The sequence below is a fragment of the Acinetobacter sp. FY731 genome (assembly GCF_059515905.1).
Genome location: NZ_JCAKNB010000006.1, coordinates 145,769 through 164,193, shown reverse-complemented (window position 1 = coordinate 164,193; position 18,425 = coordinate 145,769). Strand labels below are relative to the sequence as shown.

At 36.8% G+C, this 18,425-nt stretch carries 19 protein-coding genes; 7 read left to right on the top strand and 12 right to left on the bottom strand.

Annotation, left to right across the window (positions count from 1 at the left end):
- Positions 1 to 95: 95 nt before the first annotated feature.
- Entirely contained in the window at positions 96 to 722 is a 627-nt protein-coding gene (rdgB, locus tag AC5YC8_RS09890) for an RdgB/HAM1 family non-canonical purine NTP pyrophosphatase (RefSeq protein ID WP_496164387.1), read from the top strand.
- A 60-nt stretch (positions 723 to 782) separates the two neighbouring features.
- On the opposite strand, the gene AC5YC8_RS09885 is transcribed toward rdgB, so the two are convergent.
- Positions 783 to 1,658 (bottom strand): AEC family transporter, encoded by an 876-nt coding sequence (locus AC5YC8_RS09885; RefSeq protein WP_496164386.1) that lies wholly within the window; start codon positions 1,656 to 1,658, stop codon positions 783 to 785.
- 80 nt (positions 1,659 to 1,738) lie between these two features.
- Positions 1,739 to 2,518, bottom strand: coding sequence for an NRDE family protein (locus tag AC5YC8_RS09880; protein ID WP_496164385.1), 780 nt, complete (start codon positions 2,516 to 2,518; stop codon positions 1,739 to 1,741).
- Positions 2,519 to 2,611: 93 nt separating this feature from the next.
- Between AC5YC8_RS09880 and lgt the strand changes: the two genes are divergently transcribed.
- Together lgt and AC5YC8_RS09870 are read left to right on the top strand one after the other, a co-directional pair.
- Positions 2,612 to 3,421: a prolipoprotein diacylglyceryl transferase gene (lgt, locus tag AC5YC8_RS09875; RefSeq protein WP_496116311.1), complete on the top strand. Its 810-nt coding sequence runs from the start codon at positions 2,612 to 2,614 to the stop codon at positions 3,419 to 3,421.
- An 81-nt stretch (positions 3,422 to 3,502) separates the two neighbouring features.
- A complete protein-coding gene (locus AC5YC8_RS09870) occupies positions 3,503 to 3,877 on the top strand; it encodes a hypothetical protein (protein ID WP_496164384.1) in 375 nt (124 codons plus the stop codon).
- A gap of 374 nt (positions 3,878 to 4,251) precedes the next feature.
- Here AC5YC8_RS09870 and AC5YC8_RS09865 read toward each other — a convergent pair whose 3' ends face one another.
- Positions 4,252 to 4,782 carry a CHAP domain-containing protein gene (locus AC5YC8_RS09865; protein ID WP_496116308.1) on the bottom strand — a complete coding sequence of 177 codons (531 nt, stop codon included), beginning with the start codon at positions 4,780 to 4,782 and terminating at the stop codon, positions 4,252 to 4,254.
- A gap of 378 nt (positions 4,783 to 5,160) precedes the next feature.
- Between AC5YC8_RS09865 and AC5YC8_RS09860 the strand changes: the two genes are divergently transcribed.
- Both AC5YC8_RS09860 and AC5YC8_RS09855 read left to right on the top strand, forming a co-directional pair.
- The gene (locus AC5YC8_RS09860; protein ID WP_496116400.1) at positions 5,161 to 5,394 is read left to right on the top strand and encodes a DUF2061 domain-containing protein; all 234 of its coding nucleotides are present in this window, start codon (positions 5,161 to 5,163) and stop codon (positions 5,392 to 5,394) included.
- Between the two features lie 141 nt (positions 5,395 to 5,535).
- Positions 5,536 to 6,393, top strand: a complete 858-nt coding sequence (locus AC5YC8_RS09855) for a LysR family transcriptional regulator (RefSeq protein WP_496116307.1) — start codon at positions 5,536 to 5,538, stop codon at positions 6,391 to 6,393.
- A gap of 43 nt (positions 6,394 to 6,436) precedes the next feature.
- Here the strand turns inward: AC5YC8_RS09855 and AC5YC8_RS09850 are convergent, their stop codons facing one another.
- The 3 genes from AC5YC8_RS09850 to AC5YC8_RS09840 all read right to left on the bottom strand — a co-directional run bounded on the left by AC5YC8_RS09850 (position 6,437) and on the right by AC5YC8_RS09840 (position 8,062).
- Positions 6,437 to 6,940 carry a DUF2628 domain-containing protein gene (locus AC5YC8_RS09850; protein WP_496116305.1) on the bottom strand — a complete coding sequence of 168 codons (504 nt, stop codon included), beginning with the start codon at positions 6,938 to 6,940 and terminating at the stop codon, positions 6,437 to 6,439.
- 80 nt (positions 6,941 to 7,020) lie between these two features.
- Positions 7,021 to 7,269: a DUF2789 family protein gene (locus AC5YC8_RS09845; protein ID WP_496116304.1), complete on the bottom strand. Its 249-nt coding sequence runs from the start codon at positions 7,267 to 7,269 to the stop codon at positions 7,021 to 7,023.
- 142 nt (positions 7,270 to 7,411) lie between these two features.
- Positions 7,412 to 8,062, bottom strand: a complete 651-nt coding sequence (locus tag AC5YC8_RS09840; protein WP_496116303.1) for an HAD family hydrolase — start codon at positions 8,060 to 8,062, stop codon at positions 7,412 to 7,414.
- A gap of 183 nt (positions 8,063 to 8,245) precedes the next feature.
- Between AC5YC8_RS09840 and AC5YC8_RS09835 the strand changes: the two genes are divergently transcribed.
- Both AC5YC8_RS09835 and ptsP read left to right on the top strand, forming a co-directional pair.
- Positions 8,246 to 8,728: an RNA pyrophosphohydrolase gene (locus tag AC5YC8_RS09835; protein WP_496116302.1), complete on the top strand. Its 483-nt coding sequence runs from the start codon at positions 8,246 to 8,248 to the stop codon at positions 8,726 to 8,728.
- Between the two features lie 82 nt (positions 8,729 to 8,810).
- The gene (gene ptsP / locus AC5YC8_RS09830; RefSeq protein WP_496116300.1) at positions 8,811 to 11,108 is read left to right on the top strand and encodes a phosphoenolpyruvate--protein phosphotransferase; all 2,298 of its coding nucleotides are present in this window, start codon (positions 8,811 to 8,813) and stop codon (positions 11,106 to 11,108) included.
- 2 nt (positions 11,109 to 11,110) lie between these two features.
- Here ptsP and AC5YC8_RS09825 read toward each other — a convergent pair whose 3' ends face one another.
- From AC5YC8_RS09825 to AC5YC8_RS09800, 6 genes are all read right to left on the bottom strand, one after another.
- A complete protein-coding gene (locus tag AC5YC8_RS09825) occupies positions 11,111 to 11,302 on the bottom strand; it encodes a DUF7230 family protein (protein ID WP_496164401.1) in 192 nt (63 codons plus the stop codon).
- Positions 11,303 to 11,451: 149 nt separating this feature from the next.
- The gene (katG, locus tag AC5YC8_RS09820; RefSeq protein WP_496116297.1) at positions 11,452 to 13,644 is read right to left on the bottom strand and encodes a catalase/peroxidase HPI; all 2,193 of its coding nucleotides are present in this window, start codon (positions 13,642 to 13,644) and stop codon (positions 11,452 to 11,454) included.
- Between the two features lie 299 nt (positions 13,645 to 13,943).
- Positions 13,944 to 14,993: an MBL fold metallo-hydrolase gene (locus AC5YC8_RS09815; protein ID WP_496164383.1), complete on the bottom strand. Its 1,050-nt coding sequence runs from the start codon at positions 14,991 to 14,993 to the stop codon at positions 13,944 to 13,946.
- 167 nt (positions 14,994 to 15,160) lie between these two features.
- Positions 15,161 to 16,066 (bottom strand): DMT family transporter, encoded by a 906-nt coding sequence (locus AC5YC8_RS09810; RefSeq protein ID WP_496164382.1) that lies wholly within the window; start codon positions 16,064 to 16,066, stop codon positions 15,161 to 15,163.
- 118 nt (positions 16,067 to 16,184) lie between these two features.
- The gene (gene hcaD / locus AC5YC8_RS09805; RefSeq protein ID WP_496164381.1) at positions 16,185 to 17,414 is read right to left on the bottom strand and encodes a 3-phenylpropionate/cinnamic acid dioxygenase ferredoxin--NAD(+) reductase subunit; all 1,230 of its coding nucleotides are present in this window, start codon (positions 17,412 to 17,414) and stop codon (positions 16,185 to 16,187) included.
- 16 nt (positions 17,415 to 17,430) lie between these two features.
- Positions 17,431 to 18,393 (bottom strand): 3-carboxyethylcatechol 2,3-dioxygenase, encoded by a 963-nt coding sequence (locus AC5YC8_RS09800; protein ID WP_496164379.1) that lies wholly within the window; start codon positions 18,391 to 18,393, stop codon positions 17,431 to 17,433.
- Between the last annotated feature and the right edge of the window lie 32 nt (positions 18,394 to 18,425).

The window sequence follows — 18,425 nt, the reverse complement described above, 5'->3', positions numbered from 1 at the left end:
TGTAAAAAGCACCGTAAGGTGCTTTTTTATTACCATGAACTCCTTTCAAATTTGTTAAAATCCTCTTTTCATTTTCAATTTAAGAGCGAAATTATATGTCTTCTCAAGATTGGCTATCTCAAGGAACACTCGTACTTGCGAGTAATAACAAAGGAAAAATCGCTGAATTTGAAAAATTATTTGCTGAACTTCAACTTCCTGTAACAATTGTTCCTCAAGGTCAATTGAATATTGAAGATGCAATCGAAGATGGTTTAAGCTTCATTGAAAATGCCATTATAAAAGCTCGTCATGCATCTAAAATTTCAGGAAAACCTGCTATTGCAGATGATTCCGGTATTTGCGTTCCAATATTAGGAGGCGCACCTGGTATTTATTCTGCTCGTTATGCAGGTGATCATGGTAATGATGCTGCGAACAATGAAAAACTTTTAGCAGACCTCAAACCATTCCGTAAAAATGGTGAAATCATCGAAGGAATGTTTGTATGCGTATTAGCACTTGTTCAACATGCAGATGATCCATTACCCCAAATTTTCCAAGGTATTTGGAAAGGCGAAGTTTTAGAACACGCACGCGGTGAAAATGGCTTTGGCTATGACCCTTTATTTTGGTTGCCTGAATTAAATATTTCTAGTGCTGAAATGAGCAAAGAAGAAAAGAATAAAATTAGCCATCGTGGTCAAGCAATGAAATTATTTAAGCAAAGCATTACTCTGTAATTTTTAGATTCTTAGATAGTTTAAAGCCTCCGAAATGGAGGCTTTTTATTTCATAATTTTTTAAATGAAATGTAAAATTAAGCCATAACAAGAAACCAGCACACAGCTCATAATTGTTCCTGCAGCAATATAACGTGTCGATTCACCAGTGCCTAAATAATAAGTTTCCAAAGCGACAATATTCACGGCTGGCGGCAATAAGAAAATCAGGAACATCCCCCCTATTACCGTTTCCATATTTGGAATTGGCAAAAAGTAATAACTCAGCCCACATACAACCAAGCCAATCACTATTCGCATTGCATACAATTTTGTACTACGTAGTAAATCGGCTATACCCACACGTGTATGTCTCAGCCAAACGCCCAATACACACATGCCTGTAAAAGTCATTCCTACTTTTGCAATCCAATATAATCCATCTAATATTTGATGATTTTCTAAATCCTGAATACCAATAATACGACAAATGGCAGCTATAAATAACGCAATAACTGGAGGAGATAGCGCAACTTTTTTAATTAATTTTCTATAGTCCTGAGTATTGGAATCAAAAGCTAAAACAGCCCAAATATTGCCAAATATAGACCCACCAATATACATAGCAACCATTGCTGCACTAATTGACGGACCAAATAAAGCTAAGGCAAATGGGAAACCTAACCATGCTAAATTTAAATAACTGACACATAATGCTCGAAGTTGATCTTTCAACAAATAGCGAAAGAAATAGAACATAAAAATTGCAGTACAAAAACTAAATAACATCAGGCTTAAACTTCCCGCCTGATAAAAAACCATATTATAAATAATTACATAGGGGATAAATGCACGTGATAAAACACTTGCGAATATTGTTTTAAGTTGTTGAGAAATAGAAAAAGAAGCGAGTCCTAAACCACACACAAAACCAAAAAGTGGTAGCAACAAAGCCACATGTTATTCCTCATATTTGAATAACATCATGCTATCACTTTTACCCAGAAACACTGTAAATAAAGATAAATTTTCCATCTTTATTTGTTCATTGGAATAGTGAAATGAACAACATTTCTCTGTACGTTATCTTGTTGTTTTTCCTGCCAATACCACACATTACTGTTCAATCTTAAAAAATTTGAACATCTCGTTCCATAATTTGGACTCTGAATAAAAGTTGAAGATAATAATTTCTCTAATTCGATTGGAATACCTGTGTCGGGCAATAAATCCTCATCAATCTTACGTTCATCTTCAAGAATATCCCAAACAGCAAAATTTAAATCGGTTACTAAAGTTTCAGATTGTTGCAATAAGGGTAAAAGCTCCTGAGTAAATCGTTTTCTTAAGTGCCAGGTTTTTTCCCAATGCTCCGTCATTAAACCATTAGAAAGGACATATACTCCCTTTGGTAAAACTTGAGGTGCTTCACCACGGTTACTCATATAAACGGCTTGTTCGACATTACCCACTATTAAATTAAAACCAGCATAATCACATTGATTTTTCTCAAGTTGTTGTGAAAATCGAATAGGTGTCAAATCTGATTCTAAAAAACTTTGAATGATGTGCCCACGCGAAGTCGGATACGTATTTTTATCTCTTGCATCTCGATAATTTGTAAGTACAGCCCATCTACCCGATGCTGTAATTCCCATCCATGTTCCACCCGACTGTAAATCTTGCCCTGCAATAATGGGGCTATTTTCCCATACAAATAATTTTTCAGATGAACGGTTATAAAACTCGTCTCTATTCGAAATTAAACACATAGGCGTACTTTCAAGAACATGCCAAGCAAGAGCAACAATACACATTTTTCATACTCAAATTCTTTACACATTGAATGTACAACATTTTTCATATTATTCAGCTAAAATCTAGGCAAAACATAATGACAAGGAGCAGCAATGCTGACCTATCCAAATATCGATCCCATTGCAGTAGCATTGGGACCGCTACAAGTTCATTGGTATGGACTGATGTATTTATTGGCATTTTTATTTGCCTGGGGGCTTGCTACATACCGCTCAAAACAACGTGGATGGACACCAGATATGGTGTCAGATCTCATATTTTATGGGGCACTAGGTGTTGTTATTGGTGGTCGTGTTGGTTATGTCTTTTTCTACGGATTTGACCAATTCCTAGCAAACCCGCTTTGGTTGTTCCAAGTATGGACGGGTGGAATGAGTTTCCATGGTGGCTTCCTCGGCGTTATGATTGCCATGCTATTTTGGTGTAAAAAATACAGCATGACATGGTTCCAAACCCTAGACTTTATTGCACCTTGCGTACCAACTGGTTTAATGTTTGGTCGCTTTGGTAACTTTATTGGTGGCGAACTATATGGTCGTGCAGTAACAGATCCAAACTTCGCTTTAGGCATGATTTTCCCGACAGACCCTCTACAAATTATTCGTCATCCATCTCAGTTATATCAAGCATTCTGTGAAGGTTTATTGCTATTTATTGTGTTGTGGTGGTTTAGCTTTAAACCTCGTCCACGTTATGCCGTTTCTGCTGTATTTTTAATTGGATATGGACTAGCACGTTTTGTAGTTGAGTTCTTCCGAGAACCTGATAATGGTCAACTATTTATTGGTTGGATGAGTAAAGGACAGTTCCTGACTGTACCTATGATTCTTATTGGATTATGGATGCTTTGGTATGCTTACCAGAAAAAAATATACGACTGGGGTCCATTAAAAAATTCATAAAATATGCGAGGCAATTGCCTCGCTTTTTTTATTCCCGTTTATGATAAAGTGATCTCAATCCAATAAAACTCTCCAGTCAACATGCTCGAATTTTGGTTTAATCCTCAAATTTCTGTACTCAAAAAATTAGCGTTATTCATTACCATTGCTGTCGCAACAATTGTTCTTTATCGCATACAGCCTTTGAGTTTAGATTCCATTATAATGTTCTTAGGTACAGGTATTATTTTTCTAATTTGTCGTTATTGTAAAATCCATTTTGCAAGCAAAAAACCAGCAGGCTTGCTTTACCGCATTCTTACATGGATTCCAATTGCACTCGTTCTAGGATTAGTATTTGTGAATATGAAAAATGGAGATATTCTCATTCCAGGTGCTCAAGGGATCTGCTTTATGATTCTAGCCATTTGTATTTTCTCTCCCCTTTCTCTGTTGAATCAGAAAGAATCTTCTTAATGCTTAAGTTTTGGTATTCCGAAAAATGTACGCGTGAAATTAAACTGATGGTATGTATTATCACATGTATCATCATTTATTTTTGTTCTACCATTGCCCCACTCAAGCCTTTAGAGATCGTGCTCTGTTTAGTTGTAGGTATTTTATTTCATATCATTTATCAGGCAAAAAACAAGCTCAGTCCAAGCAATAAATATGCTAATGGCTTTCAAATTCTTTTCTTTGTCTTACCTATTCTTTTGATTAATTTTCTAATTGTATCAACCCCCAAAATAGATAAAATTTGGCTGATAATACAAAGCCTAGGTTTTATTTGCCTAGGCTTGTTTATTGTTTCTATTCATGTAAATCGTGCGAAACGTTTCAAATAAAAATTACTTAGGTAATCGATAGTACTCATACGTTACTTTTTTATCTTTATAGACATCATAAGTACGCTGTTTAAAATCAGAAACCCAGTCTGAACCTGAATAGCCCGCAATATGACCATATGAGTGTTGTGATGTTGCCTTGATAATATAAATATCGCCTTTTTGAGGACGATCAAACTGAGGCATAATTTTTGTAAAACCTAATTTTTGCAGCGTGTTTCCCCAATCTGATGCTGCTATAGGATGTTTTTCAATTTTAGCTCCTGAATCTTGTAAGGCTACGCGAATACTTCTTGCACATTTTTGTGTGCTGGTCGTTCGCGTAATATTAGCCAATAGCTGACCAAATTTACTAATATCAAGTTGAGTAAAATTACGTGGTTTTTCTGCAGCTTTTTTAGCAGCTTGAGATTTTTTTAAATATGCTTCGTAATCTGTATTTCTATTCGTATAAGCACTATCAGCGCCTAAGTTGTATTGTACAGCAGGAGCATCCATATCCTGTTGATTAATATAACTTACATCCCCAACCATAACGTCCTCTAAGCCCCTAAATTTAAACAAATTTATATTTAAACCAATGAAATATAATACTATTTCAAAATCCTTGGGCTCAAATACTAACGTGTATTGTGGCTTTTTTTAAGAAAATAAATGTAACTTTATACCATTTACTCAAAAAATGACTAATCGCAAGAAAAATAGAAAAATAATACATATAAAATTCATGTGATTATGCTTTTCACAGTAATCAGGTTCATTTCAATTTTATTAAAACTAAGGTTGTAACAATTTATTTAAGTCTTTTTAAGAGAAATCTAATTCTTCAATCATCTTAATTAAAATAACCTTATTTACAACACAAATAAGAATGATTATTATTTATATAAATTAATGAACACCTATTGGAGTATTATCATGGTTCATATTCAAAAATTTGTAGACCGTAATCAGCGAACGCTAAAGAAAACTTTAAGCTACTATTTCATGCACATTACAGTAGCAATGTTAGTTGGCTATTTCGTAACTGGTAGTATTTGGATGGCGCTTACTTTAAGTTTACTAGAACCTACCGTACAAGCTGTTGCATTCTTTTTCCACGAAAAAATTTGGGATAAAAAGTCACAGAAAAACGTTACAACCTAATTTAAATTTTCGTTAATACTCCAATAAAAAAAGATCACAATTTCTGTGATCTTTTTTTATTCCCTTTAAAATAATTTCCAATTCGCTTTTAATATAAATTTATTTTATAATTTAAGGATAATTTAATAACTTGAATTTCTTATGAATCTTGCAGCATTTGAAGCCTTTGTTAAGGTTATGGAAACTGGCTCTATCTCCCTAGCTGCCGACCATTTATTTATTACTCAACCCGCTGTAACAAAGCGTATTCATAGCTTAGAAGACTATTTTGGCGTGAAACTATTTGAATCTGCTGGTCGTGGTGTTCAAGCCACTCATGCAGCACATTCACTATTACCTAAAGTAAAAAATTGGCTGAATGAATTAGGTGATATTCACCATACGCTCAGTCATGAACAAGATCAGGTACAAGGTAAACTTAAAATTGGAACAAGCCATCATTTAGGCTTACACCACCTCCCTCATCATTTAAAAGAATATGTTCAACAATTTCCAAATGTAAAACTAGATGTGCATTTTGTTGATTCAGAACAAGCACATGAACAAGTATTAGCAGGTGATTTAGAATTGGCTTTCTTAACACTGCCACCTGAAGGTGATGACCGTCTTAACTATGTCACTATTTGGAATGATCCTTTAGTTTTTGTTGCTGCACCATTTCATCCATTAGCAAATAAACAAAACTTACAACTCGAAGATTTAATTCAATACCCAAGTTTATTACCTGCAGCTCAAACTTATACAAGCCAAATCACTTTAGCTGAGTTTGAAAAACAAGGGCTAAAACCTAAAATTACCATGAGTAATAACCCACTTGAATCAATTCGTATGTTGGCTTCTATTGGTTTAGGCTGGTCTGTTTTACCAAAAACACTCGTCAATAATGATTTAAAACAGCTCAATATTAAACTTGAGATGAATCGTCAACTTGGTATGGTTTGGCACCCTGGTCGAACTCAATCAAAAGCAGTAAAAGAACTCATTGAAATGATGAAATAATAAAAGCCACCGATAAGGTGGCTTTTTAAAATCTACTTAAAAGTTACATACTGATGTAAATTAAAATCACTATAAGAATGAGTAAACTCCATGCTGCAATTGAGTTTGTTCCACCTTTTTCAGCTAAGACTTCATTAAAATCAGCTGGATGATTTTCCGTAATGGTCTTAATTCGTCTTTCTACAAAGTATTTATAAAGACCATTGCCACCCAATCCCATTGTAATAGATAAGCCAATTGAAATAGCACGATCAATAGATTCTGGCATTTCAAAAATGCTAATCACCATACCTGATGCAAAAACAAAAGCGATGTATATGGCTCCATATACATACATTTTTCGATAAAAGAGCCAAATAGGTCCTAAAAAAAATGCAGCTATATGAAAACCTGCCATTTGCTTTTTAGGTGTTATTTGGTCAAATTTTTCTTTGTAATATCCAGCATATTTTTCCCCAACAAATCGTGCTTTTTTATCATCATCATTCAACTCATTATTCGATAATGGTAATGACGGTGGCAAATGACTATCCTCTTCAAATGACATATTTTTTCCTTTTTATTCAGTCAAGTATAAAAAACCAACGTTACTTAGATATTTCTTAATTTTTTAATCCAAATAAAAAGTTATTGAGATTTGATAAGCGAGTCTTCATGTAAAGATTCATTTAATTGATCAACAACTAATGCCCATGAACCATCCGATTTGATTTTTTCTGCTAAAAACTGACGCTGACTTTCACTCCAATAATCAGCTTCAGTAATTTTTGTTTGAGCATTTAGTTGATGTGTCACAATAAATAATGCGATTGCTTCTTCGCTTGAGTCTAAGCCAAGTTGTTCAAACAAATTTGTCATTCTTGGTTGCACGGTCATGGTCTTTTTCCTCTCAAATTATTTTCATTCTTAAAATAAACATAACATTTTCATTTAAAAATTAAATCATATTTTTGTGCCAAATTTTCTACACAAAAAAAAGAGCAGTACATTTGTACTGCTCTTATTCAATCTAACACGCTTAGATTGACCAATCTTGAATATCCCACCCCTGCTCAATGGCAAGCGCCTCTAAACGATCATCTGGATTAACTGCAATCGAATGATCTGCATATTCAAGTAAAAAACGGTCATTAATAGAGTCTGAATAAGCCCAAGACTCACCAACCTCACGCCCTTCTAACCATTGATCTAAACGGGCTAATTTACCTTTTTGATAGCATGGAATATTGGTTACTTTTCCTGTGTATTTTCCACTTACTACTTCGGCATTTGTCGCAATAATTTCAGTAATACCAAATTCACGAAAAATAGGTGCTGTAATAAAATCTGAAGTTGCGGTAATACCTACAAGTTGGTGACCTGCATCTTTATGACGCTGAATCGCTTTATAACCTTCAGGACGCATTTGTGGACGAATTACTTTTTGCATAAACAACTGATGTAATTCAGTTAAATATTCATTGTCGTGCTGAATTAAAAACTCAAATACAAATTCATTATACGCAATAGGATCGAGTTGCCCTGCTTTATAATCTTCATAGAATTTATTATTCATTTCACGATGACGAATAGGGTCAACCAAGCCCTCATTGACCAAAAACTCACCCCAAGAATGGTCTGAATCTGTATTAAGTAAGGTGTGATCTAGATCAAATAGCGCCAATTTCATGAAAATACTCGTAAAAACTGAAATTTAAGAAAAAAATTGTAAATCTATCTCCGCTAGTCGATAGAAATTCGTTAAGATCATAGCAATTTTAACATTTTTAAACTTTGCTTTTTTTGAGTTGGATGAAAGAAATAACAATCCCCAATGGCAAAGGTATAAATTAAACATTATTTAGGTAGCCAAATGATCGACTCCGAAGGTTTCCGACCCAATGTCGGGATCATTTTGGCAAATGAGTTTGGACAGGTTTTATGGGCAAAACGCATTGGACACAATGCTTGGCAATTTCCACAAGGAGGAATCCAACTTGGAGAGTCTCCCGAACAGGCACTTTATCGTGAGCTGAGAGAAGAAGTTGGCTTACTGCCCGAACATGTCGAAATTTTAGCGCAAACTTCAGATTGGTTGCGTTATCGTTTGCCAAATCGATTTATTCGTACAGACTCTGACCCTGTATGTATTGGTCAAAAACAAAAGTGGTTTTTACTGAAACTCACTGCTTCGGCACAGAATATTCAGTTAAATTTATCGGATCCACCCGAATTTGATCAATGGCAATGGGTAAGCTATTGGTATCCATTGGGTCAGGTTGTTAATTTTAAGCGCGATGTTTATCGTAAGGCCATGGTGGAGTTGTGCACACAGCTCCCCTTACAAAAACCTTAAAAAATCGCATATTTATGCAGATTTTTCAGCCAAGTATTGTTATAAATAGACTGAAACTAGAATTCTAAATGGAGCAGGCTCAATGTCGAATATGCAACTGGATACATTAAGACGTATAGTCCAAGAGATCAATGCGTCAACCAGCTTGCATGAATCTTTAGACATTATGGTCAACCAAGTGGCTGAAGCCATGCATGTTGATGTCTGCTCTATTTATTTACTCGATGAACGTAATCAACGCTACTTACTTATGGCTTCTAAGGGTTTAAACCCTGAAGCTGTTGGTCATGTTTCATTGCAAACAAGTGAAGGTCTTATTGGCTTAGTTGGACAACGTGAAGAAATTGTCAATCTAGACAATGCTCCAAAACACGAGCGCTTCCTTTATCTTCCCGAAACAGGCGAAGAAATTTACAACTCATTCCTTGGCGTACCTGTCATGTATCGCCGTAAAGTAATGGGGGTATTGGTTGTTCAAAATAGAGAAACTCAAGACTTTAGTGAAGCAGCTGAATCATTCCTTGTTACCTTATGTGCACAACTTTCAGGTGTAATTGCGCATACACATGCAGTTAGCACCATTGATATTTTCCGCAAACCAAGTAATTTACCTGCTTATAAGACATTCCAAGGTGTTTCAGGCTCTGGTGGTATTGCACTCGGTCGAGCTGTGGTTTTATATCCACCTGCAGACTTAGGTGCGGTTCCTGACCGTGAAGCTGAAGATATTAGTGAAGAACTTGAATTGCTCGATCAGGCATTAGAATCTGTTCGTAATGAAATTCAATCGCTTGATGACAAAATGCAAGATGCCTTAATGGCAGAAGAACGTGCATTATTCAGCGTATTCTTACGTATGTTAGATGAAAATGCCCTGCCTGCTGAAATTAAAGAAATTATTCGAGATGGTAATTGGGCACAAGGTGCTGTACGTATTGTCATTGAAAACCATATTGCGCTGTTTGCTCAAATGGAAGATGACTATTTACGTGAACGCGTTTCTGACCTTAAAGATTTAGGTCGACGTATTCTTGCTTGCTTGCAAGAAGCAGATTCGAGCCATCGTGAACTGACTGATGAAAGCATTCTCATTGGCGAAGAAATTTCAACAGCGGCATTGGTTGAGCTTCCTGTCGATAAAATTGCAGCCATTGTGACCACAGAAGGCGCAATGAATTCACACATGGTTATTGTTGCACGTGCGTTAGGTATTCCAACCGTTGTGGGTGTAACCGAATTACCAATTAACACGCTTGATGATGTTGAAATGATTGTGGATGCTCATCAAGGACGTGTCTTTACCAATCCACCAAGACGTTTACGAACTCGCTATAAAGACATTCAAAAAGAAGAAGAGTTAATAGCAAAAGATTTAAAACAATATGAAACCAAGGATGCCATTACACCTGATGGCGTAGCAGTTAAGCTATTTGTAAATACTGGCTTAATGATTGATGTTGTACGTGGTGTACAGCGTGGTGCGAAAGGTGTTGGTCTATATCGCTCTGAAATTCCATTCATGCTTCGTGACCGCTTCCCTGGGGAAGAAGAACAACGAGCAATCTATCGTCAACAATTGAGCCACTTTGCGAATAAACCTGTCGTTATGCGTACCTTAGATATTGGTGCAGATAAAGACTTGCCTTATTTTTCGATTGAAGAAGAAAACTCAGCATTAGGATGGCGTGGAATTCGCTTCACACTAGATCATCCTGAAATTTTTTCTTCGCAAATTCGCGCTATGCTTAAAGCAAGCATTGGGCTCAATAATTTACATATTTTGCTTCCAATGATCACCAGTGTAAGTGAAGTCGAAGAAGCTTTGTATTTATTAAACCGAGACTGGATTGCTGTTCAAGAAGAAGAACAGGTTAAAATTAACAAACCTAAAATTGGTATTATGGTTGAAGTGCCAAGTGTACTTTTACAAATTGAAGAGTTTGCAGAACTTGTAGATTTCTTCTCTGTAGGCTCAAACGATTTAACACAATATTTATTAGCTGTTGACCGTAATAATCCACGTGTTGCAAACGTCTACTCCAATTATCACCCTGCTGTTTTACGCGCTTTAACTCGCTTAGTTAAAGAATGCCATAAATATGAAAAACCCGTGAGCTTATGCGGTGAAATGGCTGGTGATCCTTTATCTGCGACATTACTCATGGCAATGGGCTTTAATACGCTTTCTATGAGTTCAAGTAATATTTTACGTGTGCGTAAAGCCATTTGTCATATTCCAATGACGGATGCTCAAGAGCTATTAGCACGTGCTTTGAAAATGGATAATCCGCTTATTGTAAAAAGTATGATGGAATATTATTTTAAAACGCATGGTTTGGAAGATATGGTTAAGCCTTCTACACGTATTGTGAGTGCTTAATTTTAAATTATTGTAAAACTATAAAAAGTAAAAGGGAGATAATCATTTGAGTATCTCCCTTTTTTGTGTTTTGAATAACCACGTTTTGCATCTTTTTTCCGATCTACAAAAGTTTGGCTTTTGTTGAAATCATTCATGTGTTTTGCCACAAAGTTTCGCAGTTCAACTTCAGGCTGTAGCTTTTTCTTTGCCATTTGAATACCTTTTAAGTAAAACATCCTCATGATGTTGTCTGTATATTGCGCCATTTTATGAAAATTTCAAGTTGAATATAAAACTGTGAGTTATAGAAAATAAAAAACCGCCCCTTAGGGCGGTTTCTATAATGATCTTTCTGTGAAACTTATTTCACATCAAAACGGTCTGCATTCATGACTTTAGTCCATGCAGCAATAAAGTCTTTAACAAATTTTTCTTTGTTATCATCTTGCGCATAAACTTCTGCATAGGCGCGAAGAATCGAGTTAGAACCAAATACTAAGTCAACACGTGTTGCAGTGTATTTTTCAGTACCTGTTGCACGCTCAACAATGCTGTATGAGTTCTTTCCTGTAGGTTTCCAGTTATAAGCCATATCAGTTAATGTTACGAAGAAGTCATTGCTTAACACGCCAACTTGATCTGTGAATACACCGTGTTTAGACTCACCGAAGTTTGCACCTAGTACACGTAAACCACCTACTAAAACAGTCATTTCTGGAGCGGTTAAACCAAGTAATTGTGCACGGTCAAGAAGTTGCTCTTCTGGTTGAACAGCATATTCTTTTTTCACAAAGTTACGGAAACCATCTGCTTTAGGCTCAAAATCTTCGAATGAGTAAGCATCTGTTTGTTCTTGAGTTGCATCACCACGACCAGCAAGGAATGGAACTGTAACATTCACGCCCGCAGCTTGTGCCGCTTTCTCAACTGCTGCTGTACCACCCAATACGATTAAGTCTGCAATGCTCACTTTCTTCGCAAGGCCTAATTGAATTTCTTCAAGTTTAGCCAATACTTTTGCCAAACGAGTCGGCTCATTACCTTCCCAATCTTTTTGCGGAGCAAGACGGATACGACCACCATTTGCACCACCACGGTAATCTGAACCACGGAAAGTACGTGCGCTATCCCATGCAGTTGCAATCAGCTCAGCTGAAGTTAAACCACTGTTTAACAATTTTGCTTTAAGATCTGCAACTTCTGCATCTGACAAGGTGTAATCTGCTGTAGGAATTGGATCTTGCCAAATTAAATCTTCAGCAGGAACATCTGCACCTAAATAACGCGTCTTAGGACCCATATCACGGTGAGTTAATTTAAACCATGCACGAGCAAATGCATCGTCCAACTTCGCTGGATTATGGTAGAAATCTTCAGCAATTTTGCGATATGCAGGGTCAAATTTAAGTGCCATATCGGCATCTGTCATCATTGGATTACGGCGTACATTCGGATTATGTGCATCAACAGGTTTATCTTCCTCTTTGATGTTCACAGGTTCCCATTGTTTTGCACCCGCTGGGCTTACTGTTTTTTCCCATTCATAAGTGAATAGTAAATACAGAAATTCGTTATCCCATTTATCAGGATGCGTTGTCCAAGCACCTTCTAGACCACTAACAACAGTATTTGCACCATTACCAGTGCCTTCAGGATTGTGCCAACCTAAGCCTTGGAATTCAACATCTGCACCTTCAACATCTGCACCAAGTTTAGAGGCATCACCATTACCATGTGCTTTACCAACAGTATGACCACCCACTGTAAGCGCTACAGTTTCTTCGTCATCCATACCCATACGGTCAAAGGTTACACGCATATCTTGTGCAGTACGTAATGGATCTTGAACACCATCAACACCTTCAGGATTCACATAGATAAGACCCATTTGCACAGCAGCAAGCGGATTTTCTAAGCTTGCACGATCGGCATCACTGCTATAACGTTCTTTTGTAGGTGCAAGCCATTCACGCTCTTCACCCCAATAAATGTCTTTTTCAGGTGCCCAAATATCTTCACGACCACCACCAAAACCAAATGTTTTTAAGCCTGCCACATCATAAGCAACTGTACCTGCAAGGACGATTAAATCGCCCCAAGATAGTTTGTTACCATATTTTTTCTTAATTGGCCAAAGTAAACGACGACCTTTGTCTGTATTTACGTTATCAGGCCAACTATTTAAAGGCGCAAATCGCTGGTTACCTGTATTTGCACCACCGCGACCGTCTTGTTTACGATAAGAACCTGCCAAGTGCCAAGCAGTACGTACGAACATACCAATATAGCTACCATAGTCTGATGGCCACCAATCTTGGCTACTATTAATTAATGCGCGAAGATCAGCCTTAACTTCTTCTAAATTCAGAGAATTAAATGCTGCTTGATAATCAAAATCTGGATCTAAAGGATTTGTTTTTGTGTCATGTTGAGAAAGAATATCTAAATTAAGTGCATTCGGCCACCAATCTGCATTGTTAGTGCTGGCTACACTTGTTTGACCGCCTTCCAATTTATGAAAAGGACAACCTGTCGCTTGCGTATTTTGTGTCATTTTAAGCTCCAAATTAATAAACAATGATTATTTTGATGAACCATTAAAAATAGATTAACTACACTATTAACATAACTGTTTTAGTCACTAACCTAAAGTTGTTTTTACGAATAAACACAATCGAAAATTCTTATCATTTCAAAATATATAAAAACAAAATATTAATTTAAATAATAACTTACAATATCTTAAAAAATAATTCAGTTGATTGCTTTCATCTTTAAGATGCTTTAAACACCTTCACTCTCGCACCAATTCATCATCTTTAAAAAACGGCATAAATAGATTATTTTTTATACCTAAACCACCAACTTTTTTCCTTCACGAATACAATAAAATGGATTTACTAATATTGAAGAATGCCGCATGGCTTTGTGTAAGTCTTCCTCGGGTTGTTCTCGACTTTCATCAGTTAGCTGAAAAGTACGGTAATGAATTGCTAAAGAGCATTTTGCATGTAAATCTTGGTGTGCTTGAAAGGCATCTTCAGGATTCATATGTACATAACGCAAAACTGCTCTAGGCTCATAAGCACCAATTGGTAAAAGTGCAATTCTTGGAGCACCTAACTTTTGCTTAATTTCTTTAAAGTGCCCTGCATAACCAGTATCACCCGCGAAATAACAATGATCCGTTCCATTTGACACAGAAAAACCGCCCCATAAAGCCCGATTTTGATCACGAAATCCACGTCCTGAACCGTGTTGTGCTGGTGTATATGTAATTTTTAAATCATCTAAATAAATAGATTCCCACCAATCTAACTCAGTAATGTGAAATTCATTTGGTAAGTAAAAAGAGTTTCCTAATCCTGTATAAATCATCATGCCAAACTTTTCATGCAACCATTTTAAAGTTGCAATATCCATGTGATCATAATGATTATGACTAAGCAAAATACCATCAATATGAGGTAAGTCTTCCAAATGAATGCCCGGAGGACAAACGCGACGTGGTCCCATTCCCTGCTTCGGGCTCACATAGTCAGACCAAACAGGATCGGTCAAAAAATTATATGGTCCTATTTGTATCAATGCTGTTGCATGCCCGATAAACCATACATTCCAATCATTTAAATTCGCATGCGGTCTTGCTTCAGGAATATTCTGAGAATGATGATCTATATTTTCATATTCTTTTTGAATATCTACATCCCATGTATAAGATTTCCGTGTAATAAGCCATTTATACAAATCTACTTTTGATGCTTTTTCTAATGAACTAGCTGCATTGAAAAAACATTCACCATCAAAATGTTTTGAATGGAGATACTCAAATTTAGGTTGTACCCATAAATGGCTTAGACTACTTTCCGTCGTTAAAGGTGTATGAATATTTTTTTCTGTCATAATTATTGGCAACTAAAATATTTATATATTGGATCTCCCTCCAGATGCACTTCAACAACGCTTTATCAAGGAGGAAAGCTTCAATCCATCATACTCAATTCAACAGCATTGTTTCTTGTGAGTTTTTGTTCATTTTTAGTACTTTAAGTTAACTTTCATATAATTAATTAAAATTTGAAATACTGTTGTTTCCATTCTGTCCAAAAGTACATAACAATACCAAACATCACAACTGTTACGCCTAAAAATGCATGTGAACTAATATTCTCATGATTTAAAGTTGCACCTAAAATTAATGCAATTACAGGCGTCATCACATTGCTTAAAGATACTGTTGAAGCGCTTAATCGTTTAATTAGCCAAAAATAGCAAAGCATAGCAACAATAGATGACATGATCATCGTGAACAAAAAGCCCATCATGGCATGAGAGCTAGGTATCGTATTTGGAAACTCTTGCCAAATAAAAGGAATAATGAACATAGAACCCAAAGCAGAAACTATTAGGGAACCTGTTGCTTGAGACATAGGTTTTAGTGGGGCATTAATTTGTTTTACCCAAAAAATCGAACTGATATAAGACACCATACTAATAAGCATAAGCACAATACCAATAGGATTAACTTTCTCATCTGCCGAATCTGCAAAAACAAAACTCAAACCTGCCACAGCAACTGCCATACCCATCCACTGCAAGGTAACAAGCTTTTGTGTTTTTAATATGACATGTCCAATTAAACCCGCAATTAATGGCGAAAAACCAAAAATTAGAGCCATTAAACCCGATGTTAAATAATTCGCTGCAATATAAATAAATAACTGAGCACCAATTAAATTTAAGCTTCCTGCCACATAACTTTTTAATGATATTTGATCAAAAGGCAATGGATTTCGCATGATTAGCAAGAGTGCTATAGCAATGACACATGCACCAAAATAACGAATAATTAATACCCACATTGGGTGATATTCAGCAATGCTCCATACAATTGCTAAAGGCGTTGTTGCCCAAATTAAAACAAGCAATACATAAATACTTGCTGTAAAAATTAATGGTGATGTATTTGAATTCATAAATATCTCAATAAAATTTCTTTAAGAATTGAACTTATTCACTGTTCAAATCCACAACCGAATAGGCATAAAAAAGCAGCCCTAGGTTACCCAAGGACTGCCCTATTTCAAACGAAGATTACTTCACAAGCTTACGAAGATCTTGGCTTAAATCTAAATATTTATCGGCTTCAAATGGCGCATTTTTAGCAATCAATTTTTTCAAATGACGCATTTCTTTCGCAGCATTTACAGTAATACCACCAACAATCACACCATCCGTTATACCAAATAATACAAATGATGACTCTGCACGAAGTTCAGGATTAATTTCACCACGAACTTGCCATTCGCTTGCCGCCATATCACCTACAAATTGGTAGTTGATATTCAGTTGATCTGTCCAAAACCATGCAGGGTTTGGTGTAGGATGCTCAACATCCATCACGTGACGTGCAAAAATACCAGCTTGAAGATTAGCATTTTCCCAAGTTTCCACTCGACGGAACTCACCATCTGTACGAAGTTGAGTTGCGACATCACCTGCTGCATAAATATCAGGATGTGAAGTTTGGCAGTTTTCATTCACTTTAATCGCGAAATCAACATCTAGACCTGCATCAACTGCAAGCTGAGCATTTGGCACAATACCAATACCATAAACCACAGCATCAGCACGTAGTTCTTCACCATCAGCCAAAGTTACAACAATTTCTTCGCCATCAAGCTTACAATCTGCAATTGATGTTGAAAGACGAACATCTACACCTGCTAATTTTTGCTGTTCAAGCAAGAATTCGCTCAAAATGCGTGGCGATGAACGACCCATCACCATTGGACCCATTTCGATTACAGTCACGTCACAATCTTTATAACGTGCGCTTGATGCAAGCTCTAATCCAATCACCCCACCGCCAATTAAAACGATACGTTGACCCGCCTGTAATACAGGAACCAATGCTTGTGAATCTTCAAGGTTGCGAAGCGTATAAACGTGTTTACCCAAAGCATCAAAATTTGGTAAACGACGTGCAGCACCACCAGTTGCAAGTAATAGCTTATCAAATGCAACGACATCACCTTTTTCAAGTTCAATCGTTTTCGCTTCACTATTGAGTTTCACAACACCGTTACCACGAATGACTTCGACACCTAAGTCTGCAAGTTTTTCTTCAGATAAAATTTCAATTTTGGTTTCATCTGGTTTCAAAATTACATCTTTAGATAAAGGCGGACGCTCATAAGGAAGATGCGTTTCATCACCTACAAGAATGATTTTGCCTTCATATTTATTTGCACGAAGTTCTAGAATTGCACTTGCACCTGCTTGACCAGCACCTACAATTACAACAGTTTCGATGTTGCTCATGCTTTCAACCTTAAAATTATTTCAATTCTGCGGATACGATACCGAAGCCGGCAATCCACTCACTAATATCTTCGTAACAATGAGTCGTCATTTCGTACTCACCCACTTCATGCAAGGCAGCAAATGCAGCCATCCATGAACGAACCTCTTGACCACCACGGCCGCCATCACGACGGATTTCCGCTTCTGTCATTGCTTCCATAGTTGCGAAATCAGCTTTCTTGAATGTTTCAAGTAAAGCACGATCCCACTCTGGATTTAATGGCACAGCAACTGATTTGTCACCTGCAGCCAATTTTTGACCCACAGCAATGATTTTACCTTGACGTGCATTACGTGCCTCGATAGTTGGGTTACGGCCTGCAATGAGGAATTCTTCAACTTCAGGAGGCACAGAACCCATTTGCGGTGTTGGTGGATCATGTGACAGACCACCAGTACCTAAAACAAGTACACGTTCATTTTCAAGGTTTAAAGACTTGATGAATTGACCAACAGCACGACCTAACGCAATCGTACGTTTTGTCGTTGGCATTGGTGCTGCTGCACCATTAATGAAAATAGGCACAGTTGGGTAACGATCTAAATGACCACCACATAAGAAATGTAATGGTTGTGTTACACCATGATCCGCTTGCATACGATATGAATAAGCAACATCTACGCCTTCATCAAGTACACGGCGTACTAAATTAAGTGCAGTTTCTTCAGGAACATTAATATGGTCATTGTCTTTACCATAGTCCCAATCGCCTGCAGCTGTAGCACGAATACCGACACAGAAACTTGGCATAAGGTCATAGAAGAAACCATTGAAATGGTCTGGACCAAACGTAACGATAAGAGTTGGATCGTAAGCTTCTACTTCAGCAGCAAGCTTATCGAATGCTTGACGTACTGCTTGTTCTTTATGTTGTTCTTGTGGAGTAGCAAATTCCATAAGAGGACTGTGCGATGCACAAATGAGTTTAACGGCCATGTGTGACTCCTAAACGGAAGGTAGCCAAAAAG

What these genes read in the sequence shown, in the direction of transcription:
- ptsP (WP_496116300.1), top strand. Translation starts at nt 8,811, where the DNA reads ATGTCGAATATGCAACTGGATACATTAAGACGTATAGTCCAAGAGATC.
- AC5YC8_RS09865 (WP_496116308.1), bottom strand. Translation starts at nt 4,782, where the DNA reads ATGGTTGGGGATGTAAGTTATATTAATCAACAGGATATGGATGCTCCT.
- lgt (WP_496116311.1), top strand. Translation starts at nt 2,612, where the DNA reads ATGCTGACCTATCCAAATATCGATCCCATTGCAGTAGCATTGGGACCG.
- AC5YC8_RS09810 (WP_496164382.1), bottom strand. Translation starts at nt 16,066, where the DNA reads ATGAATTCAAATACATCACCATTAATTTTTACAGCAAGTATTTATGTA.
- AC5YC8_RS09835 (WP_496116302.1), top strand. Translation starts at nt 8,246, where the DNA reads ATGATCGACTCCGAAGGTTTCCGACCCAATGTCGGGATCATTTTGGCA.
- rdgB (WP_496164387.1), top strand. Translation starts at nt 96, where the DNA reads ATGTCTTCTCAAGATTGGCTATCTCAAGGAACACTCGTACTTGCGAGT.
- hcaD (WP_496164381.1), bottom strand. Translation starts at nt 17,414, where the DNA reads ATGAGCAACATCGAAACTGTTGTAATTGTAGGTGCTGGTCAAGCAGGT.
- AC5YC8_RS09850 (WP_496116305.1), bottom strand. Translation starts at nt 6,940, where the DNA reads ATGTCATTTGAAGAGGATAGTCATTTGCCACCGTCATTACCATTATCG.
- AC5YC8_RS09815 (WP_496164383.1), bottom strand. Translation starts at nt 14,993, where the DNA reads ATGACAGAAAAAAATATTCATACACCTTTAACGACGGAAAGTAGTCTA.
- AC5YC8_RS09840 (WP_496116303.1), bottom strand. Translation starts at nt 8,062, where the DNA reads ATGAAATTGGCGCTATTTGATCTAGATCACACCTTACTTAATACAGAT.
- AC5YC8_RS09855 (WP_496116307.1), top strand. Translation starts at nt 5,536, where the DNA reads ATGAATCTTGCAGCATTTGAAGCCTTTGTTAAGGTTATGGAAACTGGC.
- AC5YC8_RS09880 (WP_496164385.1), bottom strand. Translation starts at nt 2,518, where the DNA reads ATGTGTATTGTTGCTCTTGCTTGGCATGTTCTTGAAAGTACGCCTATG.
- AC5YC8_RS09825 (WP_496164401.1), bottom strand. Translation starts at nt 11,302, where the DNA reads ATGGCAAAGAAAAAGCTACAGCCTGAAGTTGAACTGCGAAACTTTGTG.
- AC5YC8_RS09845 (WP_496116304.1), bottom strand. Translation starts at nt 7,269, where the DNA reads ATGACCGTGCAACCAAGAATGACAAATTTGTTTGAACAACTTGGCTTA.
- katG (WP_496116297.1), bottom strand. Translation starts at nt 13,644, where the DNA reads ATGACACAAAATACGCAAGCGACAGGTTGTCCTTTTCATAAATTGGAA.
- AC5YC8_RS09800 (WP_496164379.1), bottom strand. Translation starts at nt 18,393, where the DNA reads ATGGCCGTTAAACTCATTTGTGCATCGCACAGTCCTCTTATGGAATTT.
- AC5YC8_RS09870 (WP_496164384.1), top strand. Translation starts at nt 3,503, where the DNA reads ATGCTCGAATTTTGGTTTAATCCTCAAATTTCTGTACTCAAAAAATTA.